Source organism: Candidatus Poriferisodalis sp., assembly GCF_965208895.1.
Classification (GTDB): Bacteria; Actinomycetota; Acidimicrobiia; order Acidimicrobiales; family Poriferisodalaceae; genus Poriferisodalis.
Genome location: NZ_OZ242363.1, coordinates 3,632,500 through 3,658,736, shown reverse-complemented (window position 1 = coordinate 3,658,736; position 26,237 = coordinate 3,632,500). Strand labels below are relative to the sequence as shown.

Annotated in this window: 23 protein-coding genes; 10 read left to right on the top strand and 13 right to left on the bottom strand. The window is 67.5% G+C overall.

Annotated elements, in window-relative coordinates; genetic code table 11:
* Positions 1–108: 108 nt before the first annotated feature.
* The 5 genes from ACOGJB_RS16330 to ACOGJB_RS16310 all read left to right on the top strand — a co-directional run bounded on the left by ACOGJB_RS16330 (position 109) and on the right by ACOGJB_RS16310 (position 5,882).
* Positions 109–1,263 (top strand): hypothetical protein, encoded by a 1,155-nt coding sequence (locus ACOGJB_RS16330; RefSeq protein WP_419838153.1) that lies wholly within the window; start codon positions 109–111, stop codon positions 1,261–1,263.
* Between the two features lie 410 nt (positions 1,264–1,673).
* Entirely contained in the window at positions 1,674–2,861 is a 1,188-nt protein-coding gene (locus ACOGJB_RS16325; RefSeq protein WP_419838152.1) for a transposase, read from the top strand.
* Positions 2,862–3,123: 262 nt separating this feature from the next.
* Positions 3,124–3,354 carry a DUF3107 domain-containing protein gene (locus ACOGJB_RS16320; protein ID WP_419838151.1) on the top strand — a complete coding sequence of 77 codons (231 nt, stop codon included), beginning with the start codon at positions 3,124–3,126 and terminating at the stop codon, positions 3,352–3,354.
* Positions 3,355–3,361: 7 nt separating this feature from the next.
* A complete protein-coding gene (locus ACOGJB_RS16315) occupies positions 3,362–4,972 on the top strand; it encodes a sensor histidine kinase (protein ID WP_419838150.1) in 1,611 nt (536 codons plus the stop codon).
* Between the two features lie 127 nt (positions 4,973–5,099).
* On the top strand, positions 5,100–5,882 hold the full coding sequence (locus tag ACOGJB_RS16310) for a recombinase family protein (RefSeq protein ID WP_419838149.1): 783 nt from the start codon (positions 5,100–5,102) through the stop codon (positions 5,880–5,882).
* 675 nt (positions 5,883–6,557) lie between these two features.
* Here ACOGJB_RS16310 and ACOGJB_RS16305 read toward each other — a convergent pair.
* Both ACOGJB_RS16305 and ACOGJB_RS16300 read right to left on the bottom strand, forming a co-directional pair.
* The gene (locus ACOGJB_RS16305; protein WP_419838148.1) at positions 6,558–6,848 is read right to left on the bottom strand and encodes a hypothetical protein; all 291 of its coding nucleotides are present in this window, start codon (positions 6,846–6,848) and stop codon (positions 6,558–6,560) included.
* Positions 6,845–8,155 carry a hypothetical protein gene (locus ACOGJB_RS16300; protein WP_419838147.1) on the bottom strand — a complete coding sequence of 437 codons (1,311 nt, stop codon included), beginning with the start codon at positions 8,153–8,155 and terminating at the stop codon, positions 6,845–6,847. The genes ACOGJB_RS16305 and ACOGJB_RS16300 overlap by 4 nt, the downstream gene beginning before the upstream one ends.
* 663 nt (positions 8,156–8,818) lie before the next feature.
* On the opposite strand from ACOGJB_RS16300, the gene ACOGJB_RS16295 reads away from it, so the two are divergent.
* Positions 8,819–9,955, top strand: a complete 1,137-nt coding sequence (locus ACOGJB_RS16295) for an ATP-binding protein (RefSeq protein ID WP_419838146.1) — start codon at positions 8,819–8,821, stop codon at positions 9,953–9,955.
* A 66-nt stretch (positions 9,956–10,021) separates the two neighbouring features.
* Here ACOGJB_RS16295 and ACOGJB_RS16290 read toward each other — a convergent pair whose 3' ends face one another.
* From ACOGJB_RS16290 to ACOGJB_RS16240, 11 genes are all read right to left on the bottom strand, one after another.
* Positions 10,022–11,644 (bottom strand): protein adenylyltransferase SelO, encoded by a 1,623-nt coding sequence (locus tag ACOGJB_RS16290; RefSeq protein WP_419838145.1) that lies wholly within the window; start codon positions 11,642–11,644, stop codon positions 10,022–10,024.
* Between the two features lie 61 nt (positions 11,645–11,705).
* Positions 11,706–12,890, bottom strand: coding sequence for a P-loop NTPase (locus ACOGJB_RS16285; RefSeq protein ID WP_419838144.1), 1,185 nt, complete (start codon positions 12,888–12,890; stop codon positions 11,706–11,708).
* A gap of 140 nt (positions 12,891–13,030) precedes the next feature.
* Positions 13,031–14,422 carry a cytochrome c-type biogenesis protein CcmH gene (locus tag ACOGJB_RS16280; protein WP_419838143.1) on the bottom strand — a complete coding sequence of 464 codons (1,392 nt, stop codon included), beginning with the start codon at positions 14,420–14,422 and terminating at the stop codon, positions 13,031–13,033.
* Positions 14,423–14,510: 88 nt separating this feature from the next.
* Entirely contained in the window at positions 14,511–15,224 is a 714-nt protein-coding gene (locus tag ACOGJB_RS16275; protein WP_419838142.1) for a TlpA family protein disulfide reductase, read from the bottom strand.
* Between the two features lie 73 nt (positions 15,225–15,297).
* Positions 15,298–17,292: a heme lyase CcmF/NrfE family subunit gene (locus ACOGJB_RS16270; protein WP_419838141.1), complete on the bottom strand. Its 1,995-nt coding sequence runs from the start codon at positions 17,290–17,292 to the stop codon at positions 15,298–15,300.
* Positions 17,289–17,915: a cytochrome c maturation protein CcmE gene (locus ACOGJB_RS16265; RefSeq protein ID WP_419838140.1), complete on the bottom strand. Its 627-nt coding sequence runs from the start codon at positions 17,913–17,915 to the stop codon at positions 17,289–17,291. Before ACOGJB_RS16265 ends, ACOGJB_RS16270 begins: the two co-directional genes overlap by 4 nt.
* On the bottom strand, positions 17,908–18,075 hold the full coding sequence (locus ACOGJB_RS16260; protein ID WP_419838139.1) for a hypothetical protein: 168 nt from the start codon (positions 18,073–18,075) through the stop codon (positions 17,908–17,910). The genes ACOGJB_RS16265 and ACOGJB_RS16260 overlap by 8 nt, the downstream gene beginning before the upstream one ends.
* Positions 18,072–19,004 carry a cytochrome c biogenesis protein CcsA gene (gene ccsA / locus ACOGJB_RS16255; protein ID WP_419838138.1) on the bottom strand — a complete coding sequence of 311 codons (933 nt, stop codon included), beginning with the start codon at positions 19,002–19,004 and terminating at the stop codon, positions 18,072–18,074. Before ccsA ends, ACOGJB_RS16260 begins: the two co-directional genes overlap by 4 nt.
* 20 nt (positions 19,005–19,024) lie before the next feature.
* Positions 19,025–19,693 carry a heme exporter protein CcmB gene (locus tag ACOGJB_RS16250; RefSeq protein WP_419838137.1) on the bottom strand — a complete coding sequence of 223 codons (669 nt, stop codon included), beginning with the start codon at positions 19,691–19,693 and terminating at the stop codon, positions 19,025–19,027.
* Positions 19,694–19,794: 101 nt separating this feature from the next.
* Positions 19,795–20,496 (bottom strand): ABC transporter ATP-binding protein, encoded by a 702-nt coding sequence (locus ACOGJB_RS16245; RefSeq protein ID WP_419838136.1) that lies wholly within the window; start codon positions 20,494–20,496, stop codon positions 19,795–19,797.
* 86 nt (positions 20,497–20,582) lie between these two features.
* Positions 20,583–20,801 carry a biotin/lipoyl-binding carrier protein gene (locus ACOGJB_RS16240; RefSeq protein ID WP_419838135.1) on the bottom strand — a complete coding sequence of 73 codons (219 nt, stop codon included), beginning with the start codon at positions 20,799–20,801 and terminating at the stop codon, positions 20,583–20,585.
* Positions 20,802–20,976: 175 nt separating this feature from the next.
* Between ACOGJB_RS16240 and ACOGJB_RS16235 the strand changes: the two genes are divergently transcribed.
* From ACOGJB_RS16235 to valS, 4 genes are all read left to right on the top strand, one after another.
* Positions 20,977–21,861 carry a DUF5317 family protein gene (locus ACOGJB_RS16235; RefSeq protein ID WP_419838134.1) on the top strand — a complete coding sequence of 295 codons (885 nt, stop codon included), beginning with the start codon at positions 20,977–20,979 and terminating at the stop codon, positions 21,859–21,861.
* Between the two features lie 29 nt (positions 21,862–21,890).
* Positions 21,891–22,229, top strand: coding sequence for a hypothetical protein (locus tag ACOGJB_RS16230; RefSeq protein WP_419838133.1), 339 nt, complete (start codon positions 21,891–21,893; stop codon positions 22,227–22,229).
* A gap of 11 nt (positions 22,230–22,240) precedes the next feature.
* The gene (locus ACOGJB_RS16225) at positions 22,241–23,476 is read left to right on the top strand and encodes a CaiB/BaiF CoA transferase family protein (protein WP_419838132.1); all 1,236 of its coding nucleotides are present in this window, start codon (positions 22,241–22,243) and stop codon (positions 23,474–23,476) included.
* Between the two features lie 119 nt (positions 23,477–23,595).
* Positions 23,596–26,229 (top strand): valine--tRNA ligase, encoded by a 2,634-nt coding sequence (gene valS / locus ACOGJB_RS16220; RefSeq protein ID WP_419838131.1) that lies wholly within the window; start codon positions 23,596–23,598, stop codon positions 26,227–26,229.
* Positions 26,230–26,237 lie beyond the last annotated feature (8 nt).

Sequence of the window (26,237 nt, the reverse complement as noted above, 5' to 3'; positions counted from 1 at the left end):
GGCGTTCTGCAACCCTCTTCAGAAGTGACAACCAAGTGACACGGCTTGCCAGATTCCCCAGTAACTATGCGGGTTAGCTGTTCTGGTCGGCGCTGTGCGCGCTGCTCGTTGCCGCATCCACGCTCGCCGTGGTCGCCCAACCCGCAGCAACCCGCAGCAGCGCACAGCCAGACCACCACCAAGCAGCGTTGCTCCTATGACCCATTCGCCGGACAGCAGTGCTGGACCGAGACCGTCAACGTCAGCCACGTCCACAGATGCGGCGCAGGCATGACCGGCACCTACCCGAACTGCTACCCCATCCCCCCGGCGACCCAGTCTGTGTGCCCCCCAGGTATGACCGGCACACCCCCCAACAACTGCTACCCCCCGCCGCCCGACAACGACGGCGACGACGGCAACAACGACGACGAACGAGAGAAAGAGGCTGAGCGCAAGCGCAAGGCCGCTGAGACCGAGCCGGAAGAAACCGAGCCGGACAGCACCGACACCGACAGCACCGAACCCGACAGCACCGACACCGACAGCACCGAACCGGACAGCACCGACGCCGGAACAGGAACAGGAACAGGCACCGGGACCAGGACCGGGACCGGGACCGGCACCGGGACAGGCAGCAAGGATCCTTGCGGCGATTGGGCGAGCGCGACGCGAGACGCGCTCCATACCTACGGCTCCGACGGTGTGCCGAACGTCACACCCCCGCCAGCGGGCTGCGGAACCACAGCCTTGCAGTTGGCGCGATTTCTCAACAGGCTCACCACATCAGACCCGCTTGACCAAGTGGTTCTGTCTGCTGCTGAGTCCGAGGCCATGCGCAACGCGCTCGATGCGCTCGGCAGCGCGTACAACGAGTACATAACAGCTTGGGACAGCCTGACAGCCGCGGAGAAAGTGTTGGTGGCTTCAACCGCCTGTCTTGTCGGAGGGTTCGTGGTCTCGCCACCGGCAGTCAACGTGCTGGGTCCCGGTTGCACTGCGGCCGTCGGTTTGGCCGACGCGTGGCTGCCGAGGCCCACCGTGGAGCCCGACGGCGACATCCCCGGCGACGACAGCAGCGAGCAGGACCGGAGCGACCAGAAAAATATCAATAAGGCCAAAGACCAGAATGGCGGCGATTCGGACAAGTTCTCAGACGCCGCCTACACCGAGGCACTAGAGGATTTCGACAAGACCGGCGACCTCGGCGCGCTGACGGACTTTCTCAACGAATGGGTCTGCCACCACGGCGATGGCACCCCGACGACGGGAACCTGCGAGTGAGCGCCGTGAATTACGCTCAGACCATGAGCACCGAGACGACTCAGAGACGGCCGGCGCTTCTGTGGCCGATGTTGGAGCAGAGACCTAGGGATCGACGCGACAACGTGGCGCTCAGGGTGGCCGGCGCGGTCACATTTTGTGTCGCTATGTTCGGCTTCAGCTTCACTAGAGTCGCACTCGTCTGGTTCGTGCTCGCCCAGGTCATCGGGTACATCACGACTTGCCTCTTCTGGCTGATATGGACCCACCGACGCGGCTATTGGAGCCGTATGGCCAGTTCACGCCACTAGCCCTGATTCTTCATGAGTCTGTGGGGCGGTGCGGTGTAGTTCCGCGGAAAAGCCCCTCTGACCTGCGACGATGCATGCGTTCAAAGGACGCATCAGCGGGTTCAGGGGGGCATCTCCGAGGTGAAATCTGCCAGTGCCACAAACGCGTGTCTGGCAGGCGGCGGGTACCGGGTCGTGTGGGGCGCGGGCCTGTTCGCCCTGGGGCGATTCGCGGACCGTGTCGGGCTGACCGAAGCGTTGTCGGCTGCGGTGCCTGCCCGCGGGGAGCGCGCCCCGGTTCATGACCGGGGCGCAGTGCTGGCCCATGCGCTGTTGGTGCTCGCGAGCGGCGGGGAGGCTTGCACCGATATCGAGTGCCTGCGCTCGCAGCGTGAGCTGTTCGGCGAGGTGGCGTCGGACTCGACGCTGGTGGAGGTGCACTCGCAGAACAAGCAGGGCGCCGCTGCGAACTGCAAGGGCGGCTACGGGTTTCATCCGATGGTCTGCTCGACCGCGGACGGGGAGCCGCTGTGGATAAAGCTGCGGCCCGGCAACGCCGCAGCGAACGACATAGCCGATCATCTCGAAGTCCTCAACGCCGCGGTGTCGATGCTGCCCGTCCCTGACGCGGCAGGGCACTGCGAAGGCGACGACAAGCGCCTGGCGCAGCGCTCTTTGGTGGTGCGCATCGACGCGGCGGGATGCTCGGCGACCCTCGCGCAAGGGCTGCGGGACCGCAACATCGGGTTCGCGGTCTCAGCACGCTCGACGCCCAGCATCCAAGCAGCGATCCGCGGCGCTTTGGGCGACCCGGACCGCTGGCACAACTCCCCCCAACAGCGGCAGCGACCCAAGCCCGGCTGCGCTCAGGTCGCGGACCTCACCGACCTGCCGGGCTGGCCCGAGGGGACCCGGCTGACAGTGCGCCGCGAACCATTGCACCCCGGCGCCCAGCGCAGCCTGTTCCCCAGCGAGAACTACCGATACTGGGGATTCCTCACCGACCAGGCAGGCGACACCGCGCAGCTCGACCGCCTCATGCGCTCACACGCCGACGTCGAGAACGCCGTGTGCCGCCTCAAGGACAGCGGCCTCGCCCGCATGCCGTTCACTGCGTGGCACGCGAACAGCGCCTGGGCTGCCACAGCCATGATCGGCCTCGCGCTCGTGGGCTGGTTCCAGACCTGCTGCAGCACCGGGGCGCTGCGACGAGCAGCCCCCAAACGGCTCCGCTGGCAGCTGTGGCACCTCCCAGCGCTCGTGTGCCACAGCGCACGACGCGTCCTTTTGCGGCTCCCCAACAGCACCCCGGCGCCCGAGCACTGCTAGCCATCGCCGCTTGACAAGGGAGCGTCTGACACTCCGCTACTGAACAGTGAAGATGTTCGTCGAGGAGCGGGCCGTCGGCGTCTGACCTGGTGCGAAACGCGAAGTCGAGCAGCATCCGCAGATCGCGGTTGGACCGGGCAAATCGATCGAGGCGCATCGCTGCTACCACATTCGCCTCGCAGCCGGTGACGGTGCCTGACGCTGCGCCGCATCATTGGCCGCAGCAGCCGATTGCAACGAGTCCCACCGGTAGCCTGCGGTCATGGACATCCGGATCGGCATCACGCACGGCGGTCGCGAGCTCAGCGTCGAGATCGACGATGATGCTGCTGAAGATGCAGCGGCATCTCTCGAAGGCGCGCTGGCCGGAGATTCATCGGTGCTGTGGCTGACCGATCGCAGCGGGCGCCGGGTCGGCGTGCCCATCGACAAGCTCGCCTTCCTTGAGTTGGGTCCGGCTGGCGATCGGCGCATCGGGTTCGCAGCGGACTGAGCACCGAATGCGGGCGCCCGCCGACCGGCCGCTGCCCGCAGCCAGCGAGCGCGACAACTCTGCTGACGGCCCGCGTCGGCATCTCCGCCATCTCATGGCGTGGTGGTCGTTGCTGGCTGACCTGTCCTTCTCCGACTTGCTGCTGTTCGTGCCTGGGCAGGTGACTGCGCTGGACGATCTGCCCGACGAGGTCGCTAGCCCTGACTCGAACGATGAGGACAGCCCGCCTCGTCCGTGGCGCCGCCTTGGCTCACGGACTCCATTGACGGTGATCGGCCAGGTACGGCCGACGACCGGTCGCACGCTGTACCGCGACGACCACATCGGGTTGTGCGTTGCTGCGAGCGAACGGCCATTGGTGTCGGAGGCCTTTGCCCGCGGCGTGATCGTCACGGGTGAGGGTTTGCGCGTGCCCGGCGACCGGCGGGCGCGCATCACCGCGGTGCCGGTGACGTTCGACGGCGTGACGATTGCGGTGATGAGCAGCGAAGTGACGCCGCGCTTCACTGACATTCGAGATCCCGGCGAACTCGAGCGGACGTACATAGCGACGTTCGGCCGCCTCGCGCGCATGGTCGCAGCAGGCTCGTTCCCTTACCGGGGTGTCGATGTTGCCAATCAGGAAGCGCCCCGGGTGGGCGACGGACTGTTCCTTACCGACGAGACGACGCGTATCGGCTTCGCGTCGCCGAATGCCGTTAGCGCGTTGCACCGCATCGGCGTTGGCGGAAACGTGCAGGGTCGTCGCGTGCGCGACCTCGAGTTGGGACCCGACGTGGTGGGACGGGCGATCAGCGGCGGCATCCCCGAGGTGGGCGAGGTCGAGCACCAGTCGGTGACGGTCCAGTTGCAGGCGCTGCCGCTCGCCGATACTCCGGTGCGCAATGCGCTGGTGCTGCTGCGAGACGTCACCGAGTTGCGACGCCGCGACCGGTTGCTCATCTCCAAGGACGCCACCATCCGCGAGATTCACCACCGTGTGACGAACAACCTGCAGACAGTCTCATCGCTGCTGCGAATCCAAGCCCGTCGCCTGGAGTCGCGCGAGGCGAACCGGGCCCTCGATGAGGCTGTGCGTCGCATCCGGGCCATCGCACTCGTGCATCAGACGCTGTCGGCTGAGACGACCGACGACGTCGATTTCTGCGACGTGGCCGAGACGCTGACCGAGACGATGCGCCAGAGCATCACGTTTCCCGAACGACCCATCGACTTCGCCGTCTCCTGCGAGGCGGGGATGCTGCGATCGCAGACTGCGACCTCGCTCGCGGTGGTGCTCAACGAGCTGTTGCAGAACGCGGTGGATCATGCCTTTCCACGGTTGTGGGAGATCGAAGACCAGACGCTCGAGGCAGCGCCCGGGCTTGATGAGAGTCCCATCGGGAGCGTCGAGGTCGAGATCACCCGGCCGTGCGGGGATCTGCTGTCGATGATCGTGCGCGACGACGGCGTAGGCATCCCCGAGGCGTACGACGTGCATCGATCAGGCGGGCTCGGCACCTCGATCGTGCGCGCGCTGTGCGGGTCGGATCTCGGCGGCACTTTCGAGATCAGACGCCGGACGCCTCCGCCGGGATCCGAAGCCGTCGTGCAGATCCCGCTGCGCACGACCACCTGACCGCGGTCGCAGCCAACGCGTCGGCGTCCGTGGAGACAGGACCAGCGGCACACTGACATTTGCCGAAGTCCCAAGCGACCTCGCTTGTAGGGCAATTGATCGCTATACAGGTGTATATAGTCTCGACATGGCGACAGCATCCCACGCCCCGGCCCGACACTCCCGAACGAGCTTCCTGCCTGCCGACGCCGTCGCTCTGGGCTACGCGCGTGTCTCGACGGCTGAACAGGCCCGCACCGGGCTGGGGCTCGCTGCGCAGCGAGCCGCGATCGACGACTGGGCCGCCGGCCGTTCCGACAAGGTCGTCGTCGAGCACCACGACGAGAACGGAGCCAGCGGAATGCTCGCCCCTGAGGACCGGCCCGTTCTCAGCGTCCTGCTGGACCGGCTCGCCGACTCCGACGACCCCGCCAGTGCGCTCGTGGTCTCCCATCTTGACCGGCTGGGGCGCAGCGTCATCGACGTGCTGTGGCTGATGGACCGCGCACAGCGAGAGGACTGGTCAGTGGTGATGCTCGACTTGGAGGTCGACGCAACCACAGCGACCGGGCGCATGATTGCGACCGTGATGGCTGCCATGGCCCGAATGGAGCGCGACATGACGGCCGAGAAGACCCGCCGGGCTCTGGCCGAGCGTGCCGCAGCGGGAGCACGGCTGGGCCGGCCCGTCAGCGCCGAGACGCGGGCCGCGGCTGTGCGCGCCGAAGCGCTCGCAGCCGACGGGCTGAGCCTGCGATCCATCGCCCGCACGCTTACCGCCGAGGGCTGGCTCCGCGCCACCGGCGACCGGCAACGGCCATGGGACGCCGCCGCGGCCGGCCGGGCACTTCGCAGCCTGCAGCTCGACCGCGAAGCTGCCGCCAAGGCCACCGAAGCCGCCCGCCGCGCCGCCGAACAACAAGATCGCTGAGCGACGAGAATGCCCCCAGAACCGAAGGTCTTGGCCTTCCGTTCGGTCGTGGCCGGTGCTGCGGGCAGCGAAGAGGGCTCTCAGGCACAGCTCCCCTTTCATCGAAGAGCATGCCTCCTAGCTTCCGGGGGAAGCCCAAAACCCGCACTTGACATCTATAGGGACGTCCCAAGGCGAATCACGACGAACGGACCCCAAACCAGCCCCTCGCGCTCGCCATTTGACAAGGGAGCGTCCGACAGGCCCACCCATGGGCGACGGTCCAGCCCGACCGGCGCGGACGACCGCGCAGCCCGCCGGTCACGTCGAGCTTGGTTGCGCGTCTCAGCGTCTAGCCGCTTCCGCTGACGGTTCCAACGACGCCGAGCGCTCACGGCTGCTCACGCGACCAACGACGACCCGCAACAGTGCGTCCAACCCGGACAGCTAACCCGCATAGTTACTGGGCTTTCTCTGCCAGATAGGACAATGCGTTAGGACCGTTTCTAAGGCTCCGACTTGGCGGGCATCTCCGACGACGCAGCGCTGCCAGTTAGGACAATGCGTTAGGACCGTTTCTAGGCGTCTCGCCCGACCTGCCCAGTAGCCCAAGCCCTAGGTCCGGGGAAGTGGGGAACAAACGACAACGGCACCCGGCCAGCACAACGCCGACCGGGCGCCCGCCGTCTCGCAAGATCAGCCTTCGGACTGCTGGCGTGCCTCCGTGATAGCGGCATAGCGTCGCCGCAAGGCCCGCTCATAAGCATAGGCATAGGCCATGAGCGCTGACACTGCCAGCACTGCCCAGCCCGCTGGTAGCCGATAAATCAACCACCCGTTAGCGCCACCAAGAAACATCCCGACACAGCAAGCAACCAGCCGCTCGCGGACACTCATTCTCCGCCATAGCCGCTGCCGCGACGTGATCGCTGCATCTATGGCAGTCATGGCCTTGTTCATGGTCGCAGGGTAGTTCATGGCGCTCATTCACAGTCCCCCGGCGCGAAGTCATCGTACTTTTGGCATGTCCAGCGCCTAAAGAGCTTCAGCTGCTCATCGTTGTCCTGGGGCGCGTGACGCTCCAGCACGTCACGCCACGATCCCTCCAACGACGGATCGTCGCCGCTGCCGTCGCCATTGTCGCCGGACTCGTCGTCGCCGTCGCTGTTGTCGCCGTCGCCGTCGTCGCCGCAGGTGTCGCCCTTGGCAGGGTGGCAGCCGGTCCCGTCTTGGCCGTCATCGTCGCCGCTGTCGTCGGCGTTGCTATCGCTGCTGTCGCTCTCGGGATCGGTCCAACCGGGAGGGATAAGGTTCGGCAGCCTGGCCTCGCCGAAGGCGTGCCCCAGAAACGCACACCCAGACCCAAACAGTCCGCCACTGACAGGGCCAGTAGTGGCAGTGCCCGCTATGCCGCAAGCTCCGCCGGAGATGATTACCTGAGCTTCGGGAGGCAGTTCCTGCCATGCCTGCATGACCGATCTGAGGGCGACAAGGTCGGCATTGATGCGCTGTCGTTCCGACTCGCTGAGGTCCTTCAGCCCTTGTTCTATTCCATCGACGACTTGCTTGGCCGCAGCCTTTAGGGCGTCGCTTTGTGCTTCGTACAGTTCTCGGTCGGCATCGTTCAGTCTCCCTTGGCTATCGGCGACACCGCTCACAAGTCTCTTTAGCGCAGACCAAGCACCGCTGATCCAAGCCTCAAGTTCGCTCGTGCCGCCGTTGTCGGTGGTGCCGCCGTTGTTGGTGCCCCGGTTGGAGCGGGTGCCTTTGGTGCCGCTCTTGTCCGGCTCCGTGCTGTCGGGTTCGGTGCTGTCGGTGTCGGTGTTCTCGGGTTCGGTGCTGTCGGTGTCGGTGTTCTCGGGCTCGGTGTCTTCGGGCTCGGTGTCTTCGGGCTCGGTGTCTTCGGGCTCGGTGTCTTCGGGCTCGGTGCTGTCCGGCTCGGTCTTGTCCGGCTCGGTCTTGTCGGTGCCGCCCTTGTCCTTGTCGTGGTTGCTGTTGTCGGAGGGGATCGGGTAGCAGTTCGGGTATGTGCCCGTCGTGCCAGCGCCGCAGTTCTGGTTCGCCGGAGGGATCGGGTAGCAGTTCGGGTATGTGCCCGTCATGCCTGCCCCGCAGGTGTGGGTGTGGCTGACGTTGAGGGTCTCGGTCCAGCACTGCTGTCCGGCGAATGGGTCATAGGAGCAGCGCTGTTTGGTCGTGGTCTGGCTGTGGGCTGCTGCGGGTTGGGCGACCACGGCGAGGGTGGATGCGGCAACGAGCAGCGCGCACAGCGCCGCGGTGTACTTCTTGGTCATTGGGCGGGTCTCCGGCCGATGGGTGAGCATTGGGGTGATCCGCGGACGCGTCGCCTGTGGGGGACCCATGCAATCGGTGCCGCCCTGTGGGCTGACGCGTCCGCGAATCGTTCGTTTCGCGGACGCCCGGGCCGGACAGAAACGGCCCGAAACGGGGTGCGGGACGCGTACGCGGCGGCGAGGGCCGCGACGGCGCGGAAACCCAGCAACGGCGCAGGTATCAGCTCTGCGGGAGGCTCAGCGCGAGGCCGGCGCTGGCCGCGTGCCGGTCGGTGTTGACGGCCCTGTCAGGCCCGGTTACTATACGAACGTATAGCGCGTACTGAAAAAACCGTCTCTGACCAGCGGTTTCGGCCGAAATGCGGGGTCCGGATCCCGGCATCGGCCAGCGACTACAGCCCGGATACCACCCCCGAGAGGCAACGAGACTCAGCGGGATGTCATCACAATTGTGCATTCCGGGCTCCCCCAGAACGTCGACAAAGCCGCAGGACTGCGCCCACAAGCGGAATCAGCCCCGAATAGCAGTGTCAGGGAGCTGTCCGTCGCACCATCGCGCGCCTGCGCTCGGTTCGCCGGAACAAAGATCGCTCAGATCACAAAACCCGCAAAAGATGCAAAAGCCACAAAACTGCTAGCACGCACTTCGCATACGCTTACCCCGTGGCAAGAAACAATCCGTTCTCGCCGACCTTTGGCACCTCGCCTCCCATGCTCGCGGGACGCGATGACATCTTGGAGAGCCTTGACGAGGCCTTCGAGACGGGAACGACCCACCCTGACTACACCGTTCTGCTCATTGGTGTGCGCGGCACCGGCAAGACGGCGATCCTGAACGCCGCAGAGGACATGGTCCGCCAACGGGGTTGGCTCGTGATTGCCGAGCAAGGCAGCCCAAGTGGTCTCATTGACCGGGTGCGCGATCAAGCGGCACGCCTGCTCGCTGCGCTCGATCAAGAGCCCTCGCGCCGTGTCAGCGGCGTGCACGCTGCCGGTGTCGGCATCGCCTTCGAGCAGCGCTATGAGCAGCACGCGCCACAGGACCTTCGCTCCACCCTCGCCGACCTTGGCGATCGTCTCGCGCGAGTCGGCACCGGCCTGCTCATCACCATTGACGAACTCCACGGCGCCGATATGAACGAAGTGCGCGAATTCGGCGGAGTCCTTCAACATGTGACTCGCCGCGAGGGTCGACCCATCGCGTTCGCCGGTGCAGCACTGCCATACCTCGAGGATGACCTCCTGAAGGGCCAGCTCGCCACATTCCTCCAACGGTGCTCGCGTTACGACACCGGCCTGCTCGACTCAGCAGCCACCCGCAGCGCGTTGGAGCTTCCGATAACGCACTCCAGCGCCACCATCGATGCCCGTGCACTCGCACGAGCCGTTGAGGCCGCCAACGGCTACCCGTTCATGGTGCAGCTCGTCGGCTTCTACACGTGGAAGGCCGCGGGGGACCCCGCTGCGGGGATCGACGATACGGCAGTCACTGTCGGCATCGAACGAGCGGAGAGCAGAATCGGTCGTCTGGTCCTCGCGCCGACATGGAATGAACTCTCCGACACTGACCGGCGCTTCGTGTTCGCCATGACCGACGACGTGGACCCATCCGAACTTGCCGTCGTCGCCCAGCGAATGGGTGTAGCGGTCAACTACGCGCATGTCTACCGACGCCGCCTCGAACGCGCCGGACTCATCACCGTTACCGCGAGCAACACCATCTCGTTCGCTTACCCCACCGCGAGGGCATGGGTCTTGGCACGCCGAGAAGCGCTCGACACGAACGGTGCGAATAGCTGATCTCGGCGAGTTCGGACCGAATTCCTGACCGTATTCGGGACGGCTGCGGACTGCCCTACGGGGCTGTCAGGAGCTGCAGGAGAGCTGGCTGCAGCCGACCCGGGTACGGGCCCAGTCGGGTCGCAGCGCCGCATAGGACTCCCGGTCGGGCTGTTCGTCGTAGGGGCGGCGCATGACGTCGAGCAACTCGCCGATGGCTTCGGGCCGCCCCTCGGTCGCGCTGTGGATGGCCAGCTGGGCCAGGTAGTTCCGCAGCACGTACTTGGGATTGACTCGGTTCATCGTTTCGGCTCGTGCGGGGTCCGCGATGCCGAGCTCACGCAGCCGCGCTGCATAGCGCTCGACGAACTCGCTTGTGGCTGCGCGGTGCTCATCGGTGACCTCGGCGGGACGGTAGTAGGCGTCTGCCAGCGGGGCGATGCGATCGGCTGGCTCGACGCCGTCGGAGGTGTCGACCGTCGCGAGCCGTCGCCAGAACACCGTCATGTCGGTTTCGACCAGCCGGAGCACCTCCAGCACGCCAGTCGCCAGCTCGCGGTCGACCTCGGCCTGCAGCCCCGGCAAGCCGAGCTTGGCGGCCATCATCGCCGACCATTTCTGCTCGAAGTACGGCACGTAGCCGTCGAGGGTCGCCTGCAGCGGCTCGGCCTCGCCGACGAGCGGGTACAGCGCATTGGCGAGCTGCATCAGGTTCCACTGTGCGATGGCCGGCTGGGTGCCGAAGCGGTAACGGCGGTGGGCCGCATCGGTCGTGTTCGGCGTCCAGTCGGGGTCGTAGTCGTCGAGCCAGCCATAGGGGCCATAGTCGATCGTGAGACCCAGGATCGACATGTTGTCGGTGTTCATCACACCATGGACGAAACCGACCCGCAGCCACTCGCACACCATGTCCGCGGTCGTTCGCACGACCTCGTCGAAGAACTGCATGTACCGATCCGGCGCCCGCTCGGCCGCCAAGTGGGCGAAGTCGGCGTCGATGACGAAGTCGGCCAGCGTGCGCAGCGTCTCGATCTCGCCGCGCGAGGCGAAGATCTGGAAGTTGCCGAATCGAACGAACGAGGGCGCCACGCGGCACACCACCGCCCCGGGCTCTGGCGCAGGGTTGCCGTCATAGAGCATGTCGCGCATGACCATGTCGCCGGTCCCCACCAGGCTGAGCGCCCGGGTGGTGGGCACGCCGAGGTGCGCCATGGCCTCACTGCAGAGGAACTCGCGCACCGAACTGCGCAGTACCGCCAAGCCGTCAGCGGTGCGTGAGTAGGGCGTAGGTCCGGCGCCCTTGAGCTGGAGAGTCTGGTGCTGGCCGAGCGCGTCAACCATCTCGCCGAGCGCGATCGCCCTGCCGTCGCCGAGCTGACCAGCCCAGTTGCCGAACTGGTGGCCGCCGTAGCAGTGGGCGTGGGGGTCCATGCCGTCGAGCACGACGCTGCCGCCGAATACCGCGGCGAACTGCGGGTCTTCGAGCAGCCCCGTCTCGAACCCGAGCCGTTCCATCATCTCTGCGCTGTGCGCAAGCAACCGGGGCGCAGGCGTAGCAGTGGGCGCCACCCGCGAGTAGCAGGCGCCCGCAACCTGACGACGGAAGTTGTCGCGCTCCGGATCCGCGGGCAACGCTGCGGTGAAGCGATTGTCGAACTGGATTTCGTCGAGCGTCCCGATCAGCGCCGGAGCCGCTGAATCGACGCTCATGATCCCGCTCCCCGGCACCTTGGCGCGGCCGGTGACCGAGTGGACGACGCGAGCACGGCGCTCACAGCAGCTTCAGCCCCTCGTTGTAGCGCCGGGTGGGCAGATGCTCCTCGCAGAGCAGGCGCGCCATGTCCCTGAAGACTCCGGCGGTCTCACTGTTTGGATCGACCGCGGTGATCGGCAGGCCCTCGTCACCGCCTGCGCGCAGTTGCGGCACCAGGGGCACCTGGCCGAGCAACGGCACCTCCAGCTCGTCGGCGAGCGCTTGCCCGCCGCCGGAACCGAACAGCTCGTAGCGCTTGCCGTCGTCTCCGGTGAACCAGCTCATGTTCTCGATCACCGCTCGCACCTGCAAGTTGACGCGCCCGGCCATGTGGGCGGCGCGCTGGGCCACCTTCTGAGCTGCGGGCTGCGGAGTGGTCACCACCAGCAGCTCAGAACGGGGCAGGAACTGCGCCAGCGAGAGCGAGATGTCGCCGGTTCCGGGGGGAAGATCGATGAGGAGGTGGTCGGGCTCGTCCCAGAAGACGTCGGTCAGGAACTGCTCAAGCGCCTTGTGCAGCATCGGGCCCCGCCAGATCACCGGTTGGTCCTCGCGTGCGAAGAAACCCATCGACATGCAGCGCACGCCGTGAGCTTCGGTGGGCACGACCATCTGGTCGATGACGGTGGGCGGACGGCTCACGCCGAGCATCCGCGGAATGGAAAAGCCCCACACGTCGGCATCGATGACCGCGGTGCGGGTGCCACGCTGGGCCAACGCGATCGCGAGATTCACCGTCACGCTGGACTTGCCGACTCCGCCCTTGCCGCTCGCCACGAGCAGCACGCGGGTCTTGTTCCCCGCCTGGGCGAAAGGCACCTCGCGGCCTTCGGCGTGGCCGTGGCCTTCGTGTGTGCCCGCAGTGGCCCCTGGATCGCCGATGAGCTGGGCTCTCAGTGCCGACTGCTCGGCCTCGTCCATCACCGTGAACTCCACGACCACGTCGTCGATGCCGTCTAGCGAGCGCCCCGCCTCGCTCACGGCGTGCGAGACATGTCCGGCTGCAGGCCAGTCGTTCGACGGCAGGGCGACGAGCACTTGTCCAGCGCGCCCGGCGACGGCAGCGGCCCGCAGCATGCCCATCTGACCGATGGATCGGCGCAGCTCTGGGTCGATCACGCCAGCCACCGCTTCGGCCAGCTGCTGGTCGGTGACCTTGGCTGGACCGCCGTTGGCGGCAGACCCTCGACGCTTGCCCTTCACTGGGTGCCCCTGACCGGTTGTGATCGCTTGCCGCAATGAAGCTGCATTGGTGCCGCAGCCGCATCTGCCGCTCGCCTCGCACGCTACTGCCGGTACTGCCGCCGCCCGCAGCCGGCGGCGCCGGTTCGGCCGAACATGGGCTAGTTGGCAGAACCTGACGACTCTTGGGGGCCTTGTTCGGACTCCATCTCGGCGATCGCGCTCTCGAGGGCGGCAGCCATGGCGGGCGGCGGGTCGCGCTGGAGCGCCGCTTGGTAGTAGCCGATGGCGGCGGACAGATCCCCTTCGATGAAACGGGCCGTGTAGCCGCGGAACACCCACGGGTCGAACTCGCCTGGATCGAGTGCCACGGCGGCATCGAGCGAGGCAATGCCCGCTGCGATCAGCTCGCGGTCGGGGATGCGCACCAGCAGCCAGCCGCGCAGGGCCAGTGCCTCGGTGTCGCTGGGATCATCTGCCAGCACTCGGTCGAGATCCACTAGAGCCGACTGCAGGTCGCAGCCGGCCGCCGGGGCATCGGCTGTCTCGCCGGAACCCGACCCGTCCTGAGCCGACAGCGATTCGCAGTGGCGCAGGTGCAGGCGAGCCGACAGCACGAGCGCGCTGCGCAGGTCACGGTCGAGCCGGAAGATCTCCTCCAGCGTGGCGCGAGACTCCGAGAGCTGGTTCGCAGCGAACTGACGCTGAGCATCGACGAGCAGCGAGCGAGCCGAACGGTCGATGTCGCCTGAGAGGGTCTCGCCCGACAGGCGCAGCCCGGCCGAGCGCGCCACCAGTACGCCAGCCGCAATGCCGATGAGAACCAGCAGGCCGATGGTCGCGACAGACACGAGACGCGTTCGTCGGGTGCGCTGCTCGTCACTGGAGGACCGGCGGGCGACGCCGTCATCGAGCACGCCGGGGTCCGTCCCGCCATCAACGGCAAGGGCTCCGCGAGTCCCGGCGGCGGAGATCGGGCGCGTCTCATCGGTGCCGTCGATGCGCACGCCGGACCGCGCGCCGTCCTCGACTGCGCCGGCTTGGCGCGCTGAGCCGGCGCCGGTGCTGGAGTCGCCCAAGACCTCGGTTGCCGCCCTGGCCTTCCAACGGCGGGTTGCGGCCCACAGTCCAGCCCCAGCCGCAGCGAACGCAGCCACGGGGAGCACCCACACGAGCGTGCCTACCCCCTCCCCCGGCGGGAGCGCATTCACGTCGTCGCCGTAGGCGGCGGCAAGGTCGGCCCGAATCTGGGAGTCGCTGCGTCCTGCGTCTACCCAGAGGTCGATCTGCCGGCGCATGGCGGCTGCGGCCGGCGCATTCGATTCGAGCACGCTCTGGCCGTCGCAGACCGGACACAGCGTGGCCTGCTTCAGCTCATAGGCCCGTTCTGCCTCCGTCGCCGGAGGACGTGATGCCGTCGCAGCAAGCACGCCGGCGACGATCGCCGCGGCAGCGACGACAAGCCAGCCGATGCGCCGCATTCCAGAACCGCCGCTCGTCGGAGAGGCCGGCACGCTCGGCGCAGCAGACGAAGTCGCCTCTGAGTCGTTCATGGCGGACTCAGCTCGGCAGACGCGGTTCGCGCGACGTCCGGCACCGGTGCACCATGCGGTGCGGGCACGGCCTCGTCCATGCCGGCGCTCACGAGTCGAGCTGCTCAGGCACTTGACCCTCGACGACGGAACCCAGCAGCAGGGCGATGACAGCATCGGGATCGTCCGCGCTGATCTGACCCTGCCAGCGAGCTGCCACGATTCCTTCAGGCGTGATCAGGAACGACTCGGGCGGGCGCAGCACCCCGAACTCGACAGCCCAGCGGGAGTCTGGATCGTCGACCACCGACCAGTCACCGCCGAGACGCTCGTAGAACGCGACCGCGTCGCCGGTCCGGTCGCCGAACGGGACTGCCACCAAGGCGCCGTCGTAGGAATGGCGAGCCGCCCATGTTGCGAGCGCCGGGTGTTCGCGCTCGCACGGCACGCACCACGATGCGAAGAAGTTGACGAGCACCCACCGGGGGGACGCCGCGTCGATATCGAAGCGCGCCACATCATCTGGACCGATTCTCACCCCCGGCAACGCCGGCGCGCCGCCGGCATCGAGAAACGTCTCAGGCGGCCAGATGAGCTCGCCGCGCAAGGGCGGCACCAACTCGCCGATGAGAGGGCTGGCTGCGCGGATGCTGCCGCCGTCGGCATCTCGTGTCGCCAGGAGCGCAATCAGGCCCGCAGCGACCAAGCCGACCCCCACCGCGGCGATCCGCACCCAGGCACGGCCCCGATTCCCTCGCCGACCGTCGGCATCGGCTTGCGAGGGGGGATCGGCGCCCGCGGCGTCAGCGGTCTCGAGGGTCACGAGCGGGTTTCCGCTGCGGTCGCACCGGCTCGCTCGGCGGACGGACCAGTGCCCGGACCGCTCGATGGCGGGATCACGAGCCGCGCTCTCTCGCCACTGCTCCCGCTCGCTCCTCCGCGGAGCTAGGGGTCGGGCGGGCGCTGCCGCCGCGGGGGACCCGGTCGCGTGCCCCGATGCGGGTCGGCACCAGTGCCGCGGCGATGCCCAGCACGAGCACAGCACCGCCCAGCCACATCCACGCAACCAGGGGCTTGATGAGCACGCGCAGCGCCACCTCGTCGCTGCCTTCGTCAGGAATGGAGGCGAGCGAGAGATATACGTCGTCAATCAGGCTCGTGGCCACCGACGGCGTCGAGATCGGCTGTCCGAACTCGACGAAGCGCGTCACGGCGGGCTCGAACACGCCGCGGCCTTCGACGTCGACGCGCACACGCACGACCCGGTTGCCGTCGGAGATCCCGTCGGTCAGGCCCAAGTAGGTGACCTGGTGGCCTGCCACCACGCCCGACTCACCCGGTGACAGCGTGAACTCGCCTTCAGAGCCGTAGGCGCTCGATGCGATGAAACCGAAAGCGATCACGCCGACGCCGATGTGGGCGATCATGCCACCGCCGGTGCGGCCAAGCAGGCCGCGCCAGCCATTGCGTCGCACGCCCAGCCACAGCAGCCGTGCCGCGCTGCCGATCACGAAGCCGCCCAAGCCCAGCGCCAGCACCTGCCACAGGCCGTGCGCTCCTGCCCATACCGACACGACCATGGTCAGCGCCCCTGCCGCCGCAGGCCACAAGAGCCGCTTCGAGCGGAGCTCAGCCGGCGTGCCGCGCCAATTCAGCGCCGGCGACAGCGCCATGAGCCCGAGCAGCGCGATGCCCACCGGTGCGAGCATCCGGTCGAAGTACGGCCGACCGACGGCCAATCGCTCCTGCGAGACAGCCTCGGCCAGGAGCGGGAAGACCGTGCCGAGCATCACCACGAATGCCGCCACGGCAAAGATCAGGTTGTTTCCCAGGAAGGATCCCTCCCGCGACCAGATGGACCTCAGGCTGGCGGGAGTGCGCAGCGTCTCGCCGCGCCACGCCACCAGCACGACGCCCGTGACCACGATCGCTGCGAAGAACCCCAACAAGATCGGCCCGAGCGAGGATTCGCTGAACTCGTGGACTGACTCGAGCACGCCTGAACGGGTGAGGAACGTGCCGAAGATGGTCAACGCGAACGTGATGATGAGCAGCGACAGATTCCATACCCGCAGCATCTGACGGCGCTGCTGGGTGATGAGCGAATGCACGAACGCGGTGGCCGTCAGCCACGGCAGCAACGATGCGTTCTCGACCGGATCCCATGCCCAGTAGCCGCCCCAGCCCAAGACCTCATAGGACCACCAGGCACCCAGCAGGATCCCCGCGCCCAGGCTGCCCCACGCCACGAGCGTCCAGCGGCGCGTATCGGCCAGCCAGTGACTGTCGAATTTCCCCGTGACGAGCGCGGCGACGGCGAACCCGAACGGCACGGTGAATCCGACGTACCCGAGGTACAGCATCACCGGATGAATCGCCATCAACGGGTGGTTGCGCAGCAGCGGGTTCAAGCCGCCGCCATCGGAGGGTGGGTCAGCCAGCGTGGCGAACGGGTTCGCCGGGCCGGCGAGCAGCGCAAAGAAGAAGACGCACACGATCAGCATCACTGCCAGCGCCCACGCCACCGTCGGGTCTGCGGTCCGGTCGCGGAATCGCCACGCTGCCGCGCCCACATAGCCGCACAGCACCAGTGCCCACAGCAAGATGGATCCTTCGAGCGCGCCCCACAGCGTCGCGATCTTGTAGATGAGCGGCGTGGCGATAGTGGAGTTACGCGCGACGTAGGCGAGCGAGAAGTCGTCGCTGAGCAGCGCGAACTCCATCGCCCCGGCGGCGAGCGCGCAGCCCGCGGCCATCGCCGCAATCCACGCCAGTGCCTGGCGGCAGCGCTCGGGCTGGTCGAGCACTCTCGCTGCAACCAGCGTTCCGGCGCCGCCGAGCGCGCTGACAAGGCCGACGGCCACGCCGAGCGTGCCCAGCACGGCGATCACAGCCGGGGCACCTCGAAGGGGCAGTCGTCGAGGAAACCCTCGGGTGGCTCGTCGGGGTCAGCGATGCGATCCGCGTTGGCTGCTGCGTACTCGTTGGTGTGCTTCACGAGCATGTTGTCGCTCGAGAAGAAGTGGGTGTCGCGGCCGGCGACCGTCACCACATCACCGCGCACCCAACGGCCTTCGAGCACCACCGGAATCCAGGGCGACTCGAACAGGGCCGGAGGATCGACCGAATGGCGCACCGAGACCGATGCACAGTTGTGAATCACTTCGAAGGCGGTCACGCCGCTGTCGCCCGCTACCGAGGAGGGCACGACCCGTCCCTGCAGCCGAAAGCGACGGTCGCCCAGTTCGACCCGTTCCGCGATCGCCTCGTCGGCGTTGCGGAAGAACAGGGTGGCGTTGCGGAGGCCGGCAACGGTTGCCGCGCCGCCTGCGATGAGCAGCAGCAGCACGAAGGCACCGATCAAGGCCTTGCGCCGACGCCCCATCTGCTGGCGCAGAGCCGCACGATCACTCGGCGCCTCTAGTGGGTGCCGGGGGCTGAGGTCGGTCTGGCGGCGCACAGGGTGTCGATCACCCGCAGTCTCGATCGAATCCCGTGGGCCTCGGTCAGTCATGAGGTCGGGATTCATCGCCGACATCGGGGCCGGGACCTCCTGCGCCGATCCCCAATTCCCGACCGAGCGTGCGGCCTCGGCGGACAACCCATGAGGCGTAGGCCGCGACGCCGACTGCCGCCAGCACGTAACCGGTGAGAACGTTCGCTGCATAGGTCATCGGTTCGTCGCCTGTTCGCCGGGCCGACTGCTGCGTTGCTCCGCGGATCGGCGACCGGTGCTCTCGTCCTCAGCCCGGCGTGCCTCAAGCAATTCCTCCAGCAGTGCCTCATCGGCGAGTTCCTCGAGGCGCAGCACCCGGTAGCGGTGGATGCCGATCCACAGCGCCACCACCGTGAACACAGCCCAGGAGAACAGGAGGGTCCAGTACATCTCACCGGTGATGTTGCGGTCACCGCCGGGCTCGAGGTTCAAGCTCGCCTCTTGATGGAGTGTGCGCCACCAGTCCACGGAGTAATGGACAATCGGCAGGTTGACGACCGCGATGAGCGCCATCACCGCGGACCGGCGCGCACGGACGCGCGACTCCGCCGGGAGCCGACGCAGCGCCAAGTACCCGAGGTAGGTGACGAACAACAGCACGGTCGTGGTCAACCGGGCGTCCCACTGCCAGTAGGTGCCCCAGGTCACCTTCCCCCACAACGAGCCCGTCACCAGCGTGAGCGCGGTGAACAGCACGCCGAGTTCGGCCGCAGCGCCGGCCACTCGGTCCCAATGGCGCACTTGGCGAGGGGCGATGTCGCTGTGGGCACCGGCAGTGGCGGCGCGAGTCCACCCGAGCAACCCAGCCATCCAGCCGAACATGGAGGCGCCGCTGCGAGTCCACCTCAGCACTCTGGAACTGGCGAACGCAGTCAGCGCGAATCCGCCGTAGGCGACCCAGATCGAGGGCACGTGCACGTACATCAGCCGCACGGCGTCGCCCTGGACGGCGTCGGCGGGCGAAATCCACAGCGCCAGGATGGCCATCACCGCTGCTGCGGCCAGCGCGACGACACCGAGCACCCTGGTCGCCGGGCTGCCGGTCATCGACAGCGACCCTGCTCGCTGCGCCTGCTGGCGAAGGTCGGGCGGAGCGGCCTCGGTCATCGTGAGCACAGCTTCATGGCTCAGGCGTCCTCCAGCAGCGGCCCGGCCGCCGCCCAGCCCACTGCGATGTAGGTAACCAGCACCACCGCCAGCAGTGCCGTCCAGCTCCAGCCTTGGTCGGCGCTGGTCCCGAGCGCCACGTCGAACGCCCGGGTTCCGGCCAAGAGCACCGGTGCTGCCACTGGGATCAGCAGCAGCGGGAGCAGGGTATCCGCCGACCGCAGACCTACCGTCATCGCCCCGTACAGCGCGCCGCAGACTGCGAACGCAGCGGTACCGCACAGCCCCGCAGCCACGATCAGCAGCCAGTCCTCGACCGTCACCGAGAACAGCACCAACAGGCCTGCAGCGGCGAAAACGCCGACCACCATGGATTGCAGCGCCAACGCCGTCGCCTTGCCCCACACGATGGCGGCGGGAGCGAGCCCGCCGAGGCGCAAGGCGTCGAGATTCCCGCCTTCGGCTTCGATATCGAAACTGCGCTTCGACCCGAGCACGGCACCGAAGAGCACAGCCACCCAGAACAGACCTCCTGCCCCAGCACCCAGCAGAGTCGGATTCGCGTCGAACGCAAATGCGAAGACAACCAGCACCAGCAGCACCGTCGGGACGATCTGGACGAGGGTGACGCGGGCACGCCACTCGATGGTCAGGTCCTTGCGGCAGACGAGCCAGATCTCACGCAACATCGTCAGAGGCTGAGCCGATAGGCGAAGCCGTGGCCCCAGCGGCCCGTGAGCGCAAGCGAACAAGAGCGGGAGACAACCGGTGCGACAACGTCAACGTTCACCTATCCGCGCCTTCTCTTCGGACCGATCGTGGACGGCGCGGGCGGCGTGGGCGGCGCGGACGAACCTTCTACGACGCGACCTCCGGTCAGAAGAACCTGGCGAGCTGTCGCCACGCCGGTGCGGCCCTCTTCGTGCGTCGCGAACATCACCGTCGCGCCCGCCTCGACGGCGCCGGCCAGCAAGTCATCGAGCGCATCCCGGTTCGAGCTGTCGAGGCCGGCGTGCGGCTCGTCGAGCAGCCACAGCCGGGGCCGGGCGATGGTCAGGCACGCCAGCGCCACCCGCCGCTGCTGACCTTCAGACAGCCGCCGGATTGCAACCGCACCGAGGCGACCGCCGATCCCGAAGCGTTCGACCGCGGCCGTCACCTCGGCGGGAGCCGCGGTATGCAGCTCGGCGCAGTGGCGAACCTGATCGTCAACCCGCAGATCGCCGTACAACGGCGCTCGGTGTCCCAGCAAACCGACGTGACGCCGTACGGAGCGACGATCCGCTGTCAAATCGAAGCCCAGCACGTCGGCCCGCGTGCCTCGCACCGGCACGAGCCCCGCGCATGCCCGCAGCAACGTGCTCTTGCCGGCGCCATTGGGACCGCGCAGGCAGACCATCTCGCCGGCCGCCACGCTGAGGTCCACTCCCGCCAATGCGGGAAAGCGGTCCAACAGGGCCACGACGCCTTCGAAGGCAACGGCAGCTCCCACGGAGCGTCAAGGCTACGGGTGGGCTCGCCGCAGGACGTGCGCGACGGTGCCGGTGCAGCGTCGCAGAACGGCGCGAACGCCGGAAGTCACGACGTAGCGACCACCGCGAGCACATCGCCTTCAGCCACCGAGTCGCCTTCGGCCACACGCATCTCGGCCAGGGTGCCGTTCTCGGGCGCAGTGACCGGAATCTCCATCTTCATGGACTCGAGGATGATCAATTCGTCACCCTCCGCGACGGTGGTACCCACCTCGGCGACCACCTTCCACACGGTGGCGGTCAGCTCTGCTCGAACGTCCAGCACGTCGTTGCTCCTCCAGAAGTCTCAGGCGCACGGCCAGCGCAAAGCTAACCGCGCGAGCCGGCAGGTGTGCTCGCAACTGCCGCTACGCCCATTCGTAGCGCGCCGCAGTGATGTCTATGAAATCCCCGAACGTTCGCGCGCCTACCGGTACTGTCGGCAGACGGTGTTCCTCATCGTGCTCGTCACAATCATCGGAGTTGGCCTCGGGTTTGCTGTCGCCCTCGTCACGGGCGGCACGCCGCGCGAGATCTTCAGCAGGATTCGAGCGGCGCACATCCACTACTGGCCCGTTCTGGCCCTGGGAGCAGTGCTGTCGCTCGCTGTCGGGCTGGACACCAACATGCTCGCGGGCAGGTTCGCGCTCGGCATCTCACTGGCGTTGCTGCTCGCCGTCTGCCTTCTCAATCGGCACATCACCGGTGCAAGCGTCGCTGCGGTCGGCATCGCCGCGAATCTCGGTGTGCTCCTCGTGAACGGCTACGTGCCGGTGAGCGAAGGCGCTGTCGTGGCCGCAGGGATCATCGACTTCGACGGACTCGACCGCGTGCTGCTCGGTGCGGCACGGCGGTGGTCAGACGACGCGACGATCGCCGCGTGGCTGGGCAGTGCGATCCCGCTGGCACCTCTGAAAGACGTCATCACGCTGGGCGATCTGGTGACCGCCGCCGGCTTGGCCAATGTCGGATTCCGGCTGATGTGGCCGTCAACATCGGCCATCAGACAGCTCGAGACGGTCTCACTGACCGATTTCGACGACTACGACGAGGCTGCGGTCGTGCTGTTGCCCGCACCGCAGCCCACGACGCTGGAGCATCCGCCGCTCGTGGGCGCGGCAACTGCAGCACCCGCAGCGACGGCGGCGCCGACTGCTCCCGCGGCCGCACCGAGTCCCCAACCGGCACACGCCGAGCCCGCCTGGGCGTCGCGTGTCGAGCCGGCCCCTTGGCCAGCCCCCGCTCCGTGGCCCCGTGAGCCGTCGCCCGATGAGAGCCCCTCAGCCCCCCACGCCTCAGGCGACGAGCCGACCGAGAGCCACGATCCACAGCTCTTCGGAGCCTGAACGCCACAGCGTGCCGAGATAATGGGGCCGTGGCTGACGGCGAGGAATCTCATCAGCGCGCGGCCGTCAGCCGTCAGGGCGCTGCGCCTGCGGCGGGCCAGCCAATCGACGACGTCGTTGCCCGACGAGCGCGGCTGAAGCGGATCACCAGCCTGGGGCAGCGGACCGGGTACGGCCTCTACGCGGGCTCGCTCATCTGCGGTGCCATCGGCATCCGCTGGGGATACACCCCGCTGCTGACCACCCTGATTGCGGTGGCGCTCGTGGTCGGCTCGATGCTGCTCGCACCGACCATCATCATGAGCCACGGCATCAAGGCCGCCGAGCGCGAAGAGCGCCGGGCGGCTGCAGCCGGATCGACTGAGTAGGCCAGGATCACATGCCAGAAGCTGCAAGTACCGCCGGGGCCGCCAACGAATCGGCCGGCGCCCTTGACGGCATGCGCGTCGTCGATCTCACCACCGTGCTGATGGGGCCGATGGCGTGCCGCATGCTGGGCGATCACGGTGCCGATGTCATCAGGGTGGAATCGCTGGACGGCGACTCCACGCGCAACGGTCTTCCTGCTCGATCCGCGGGCATGTCCGGCTTCAGCCTCAACATCCAGCGAAACAAGCGCTCGCTGGCGCTGGACCTCAAGTCCGCAGCCGGGAAGGCGGCCATGCAGCGCTTGCTGGCGAACTCCGACGTGCTGGTCACCAACATGCGAGCGGCTGCGCTCGAACGCCTCGGCCTCGGCGCCGATGCGCTGCGATCACAGCACCCGCACCTCATCTGCTGTCGGGCGAACGGGTATGGCAGCGGCGGTCCGTACCGGGACAAGGCGGCGTACGACGACGCCATCCAAGCAGCCTCAGGCCTGTCGAATCTGATCGGTCGCATCGCTGGCGAGCCCGGCTTCGTGCCGGCCGTGGTCGCCGACAAGGTCACCGGGCTCCATGTCGTCGAAGCCGTGCTCGCGGCCTTGTTTCACCGGGAGCGAACCGGCATAGCGCAATCCATCGAAGTGCCCATGTTCGAGACGATGGTGGCGTTCAACCTGGTGGAGCACTACCGCGGTGCGGTGTTCGAGCCGCCTGAGGGACCGTTCGGGTACGACCGATTGCTCACACCGCACCGACGTCCGTACCCGACTGCGGACGGCTGGGTCTGCCTGCTGCCCTACAACGACGCGCAGTACCGGGCGTTCTTCGCGTTCGTCGATCGACCCGATCTGGCCTCGGATCCACGTTTTGCGGATCACAACTCCCGGATTGCGCACATCGACGACCTGTACGCGCTGTTCGGGCAGCTCTCGGTGCGTCGCACGACCGACGAGTGGATTGGGTACTGCGACGAGCACTCGATCCCGGCGGCACGGGTCATGGACCTCGCAGATCTCGATGCGGATCCTCAGTTGGCTGCCGTCGGTTTGGTGAGCATCGCCGAGCATCCCACCGAAGGCTCGTACCGATACGTGGCAGACCCGGTCGTGTATTCGGCGACGCCGACGCGTCTGCGCCGGCATGCGCCACTGCTGGGCGAGCACGCAGTCGAGATACTCCATGAATTGGGCTACGACGCGCACGAGATCGACGCCATGCGCGATGAGGGCGTCATCATCGTGCCGGACTGACGGCGCATCGGCCGCTTGGACCGCGGCTGCATACGGAGCCGGAAGCCACAGCTCGCCTCATTCGCGGGGCACGCGTATCGGGGGCTCAGCCTCTGCACGCGCCGGTAGCTTTGCCGCACATGACCCAGGTGCCCGAACGGCCCACCGTCGACGGACTCGAGGCCAAGTGGTCCCAGCGCTGGGAATCCGCCGGCGTGTACCGCTTCGATCGCACTGCGGCTCGTGAGGAGGTGTTCAGCATCGACACGCCGCCGCCGACGGTGAGCGGCTCGCTGCACATGGGTCACGTATTCAGCTACACCCACACCGACAACATCGCCCGCTACCGGCGCATGGCCGGCTGCGAGGTCTTCTACCCGATGGGCTGGGACGACAACGGTCTGCCCACCGAACGCCGCGTCCAGAATTACTTCGGCGTGCGCTGCGACCCCTCCCTGCCGTACGACGAGAACTTCGAGCCGCCGGCTGACGGCAGTGATCCCAAGGCCGTGGAAGCCCGCGGCGAGCTGGCGATCTCCCGGCGCAATTTCATCGAGCTGTGCCACGTGCTCACCGACGAAGACGAGCGCGCCTTCGAAGCCTTGTGGCGCCAGCTCGGGCTCAGCGTGGACTGGTCGATGACCTACGCCACTATCGACGAGCGCTGCCAGCGGATCGCGCAGCGTGCGTTCCTGGAGAACCTCGAACGCGGCGAGGCCTACCAGATCGAAGCGCCTTCGCTGTGGGACGTCACCTTCGGCACTGCGGTGGCACAAGCTGAGCTCGAAGACCGAGAACGGCCAGGCGCGTACCACCGCATCGCCTTCCATCGCATCGACTCCCATGGCGCCCGCCACGGCACCGTCGAGATCGAAACGACACGGCCCGAACTGCTGGCCGCCTGCGTCGCGCTGGTAGCGCACCCCGACGACGAGCGCTACCAGCCGCTGTTCGGCTCGACCGTGGTCACTCCCCTGTTCGGTGTCGAAGTGCCCGTTGTCGCGCACAAGCTGGCTGAGCCCGACAAGGGCACCGGCATCGCCATGATCTGCACATTCGGCGACACGACCGACGTGACGTGGTGGCGCGAGCTCAACCTGCCGGTGCGGGCGATCGTGGACCGCCGGGGCCGGCTGATCCCCGAACCGCCTGCGGGAATCGACACGCCTGCTGGTCGCGAGGCTTACGCACGCCTGGCCGGCAAGGCCGTGGGCGGCGCTCGCAACGCAACGGTGGAGCTGTTGCGCGACTCCGGCGAGCTCATCGGCGAGCCGCGCCCGATCACCCACGCAGTGAAGTTCTTCGAGAAGGGCGACCGGCCGCTCGAGATCGTCTCGAGCCGCCAGTGGTACATCCGCAACGGCGGTCGCGACACCGATCTGCGCGATGCGCTCATTGCCCGCGGCTCGGAGATGACCTGGCATCCGCCCTACATGCAGGGCCGCTACACGAACTGGATCGAGGGCCTGAGCGGCGACTGGCTGGTCAGCCGCCAGCGCTACTTCGGGGTGCCGATACCGCTGTGGTACCCACTCGACGACGGCGGCGAGCCGATCTGGGAACGGCCGCTCGTGCCCGACGACGCCGCTCTGCCCGTCGATCCGAGCAGCGAGGTGCCAGCCGGCTACGGCGAGTCTCAGCGAGGCCAGCCGGGGGGCTTCATCGGCGATCACGATGTGATGGACACCTGGGCAACGTCGTCGCTGACGCCCCAGATCGCCTGCGGGTGGAGCGAGGACACCGACCTGTGGGAGCGCACCTACCCCATGGACATGCGCCCCCAGGGCCACGACATCATCCGGACCTGGCTGTTCTCGACGGCGGTACGCAGCCATCTCGGACATGACAGTGCCCCGTGGCGGCACTGTGCGCTGTCGGGCTGGATCCTCGACCCCGACCGCAAGAAGATGTCCAAGTCGAAGGGCAACGTGGTGACGCCGGTGGACTTGCTCGACACCTACGGCGCCGACGCCGTGCGCTACTGGGCGGCCAACGGTCGGCCCGGCACCGACACCGCCTTCGACGAAGGCCAGATGAAGATCGGACGGCGCCTGGCGATCAAGCTGTTGAACGCGGCCAAGTTCGCCTTGACGCTCTCGGGCGGGGCGATGCCGGCAGATGCAGCGAGCCCAGGCGACAACGACGGCGCCGTCCGCAATCCGCTGGACGCGGCATTGCTGGGCGAGCTTGCCGAGTTGGTGCGGGTAGCCACCGACGCGTTCGAGAAATTCGACTACGCACGGGCCCTCGAACGCTCCGAGCAGTTCTTCTGGCGCTTCACCGACGATTACGTGGAGCTGGCGAAGGGCCGTGCGTACGGCGGGCAGGGCGACGAGGCAGCCGCAGACGCGCACCTCACGCTCACGGTCACGCTCGACGTGCTGCTGCGGCTGTTCGCACCCTTCCTGCCGTTCGTCACCGAGGAGATCTGGTCGTGGTGGCGGCCCGAGTCGATCCACCGGGCATCGTGGCCCGACGCGGACGAGATGGCCGCGCTGGTTCCGGATCTGCCCGCCAACGCCTTTGAACTCACGGCTTCAGTGCTCAGCGAGGTTCGACGGGCCAAGACCGAAGCCCGACGGAGCCTGCGTGTTCCGGCCGAGCGGGTGACGGTCAGCGCTGCGAGTGCTGACGTCGCCGTGCTGTCGGGGACGCAGCTCGACTTGATCGATGCGGGCCGGATCGAGGACCTGTCATTCGTGGCCGACGATGCGCTCGCACACCCGGTGGTCAGCGTGGTGCTCGCCCCCGCCGAAGCGCAGGCACAGAGCTAACAGTCTGA

What these genes read in the sequence shown, in the direction of transcription:
- ccsA (WP_419838138.1), bottom strand. Translation starts at nt 19,004, where the DNA reads ATGACCGAGGCCGCTCCGCCCGACCTTCGCCAGCAGGCGCAGCGAGCA.
- ACOGJB_RS16320 (WP_419838151.1), top strand. Translation starts at nt 3,124, where the DNA reads ATGGACATCCGGATCGGCATCACGCACGGCGGTCGCGAGCTCAGCGTC.
- ACOGJB_RS16305 (WP_419838148.1), bottom strand. Translation starts at nt 6,848, where the DNA reads ATGAGCGCCATGAACTACCCTGCGACCATGAACAAGGCCATGACTGCC.
- ACOGJB_RS16315 (WP_419838150.1), top strand. Translation starts at nt 3,362, where the DNA reads ATGCGGGCGCCCGCCGACCGGCCGCTGCCCGCAGCCAGCGAGCGCGAC.
- ACOGJB_RS16290 (WP_419838145.1), bottom strand. Translation starts at nt 11,644, where the DNA reads ATGAGCGTCGATTCAGCGGCTCCGGCGCTGATCGGGACGCTCGACGAA.
- ACOGJB_RS16280 (WP_419838143.1), bottom strand. Translation starts at nt 14,422, where the DNA reads ATGAACGACTCAGAGGCGACTTCGTCTGCTGCGCCGAGCGTGCCGGCC.
- ACOGJB_RS16265 (WP_419838140.1), bottom strand. Translation starts at nt 17,915, where the DNA reads ATGACTGACCGAGGCCCACGGGATTCGATCGAGACTGCGGGTGATCGA.
- ACOGJB_RS16225 (WP_419838132.1), top strand. Translation starts at nt 22,241, where the DNA reads ATGCCAGAAGCTGCAAGTACCGCCGGGGCCGCCAACGAATCGGCCGGC.
- ACOGJB_RS16310 (WP_419838149.1), top strand. Translation starts at nt 5,100, where the DNA reads ATGGCGACAGCATCCCACGCCCCGGCCCGACACTCCCGAACGAGCTTC.
- ACOGJB_RS16250 (WP_419838137.1), bottom strand. Translation starts at nt 19,693, where the DNA reads ATGTTGCGTGAGATCTGGCTCGTCTGCCGCAAGGACCTGACCATCGAG.
- valS (WP_419838131.1), top strand. Translation starts at nt 23,596, where the DNA reads ATGACCCAGGTGCCCGAACGGCCCACCGTCGACGGACTCGAGGCCAAG.
- ACOGJB_RS16300 (WP_419838147.1), bottom strand. Translation starts at nt 8,155, where the DNA reads ATGACCAAGAAGTACACCGCGGCGCTGTGCGCGCTGCTCGTTGCCGCA.
- ACOGJB_RS16260 (WP_419838139.1), bottom strand. Translation starts at nt 18,075, where the DNA reads ATGACCTATGCAGCGAACGTTCTCACCGGTTACGTGCTGGCGGCAGTC.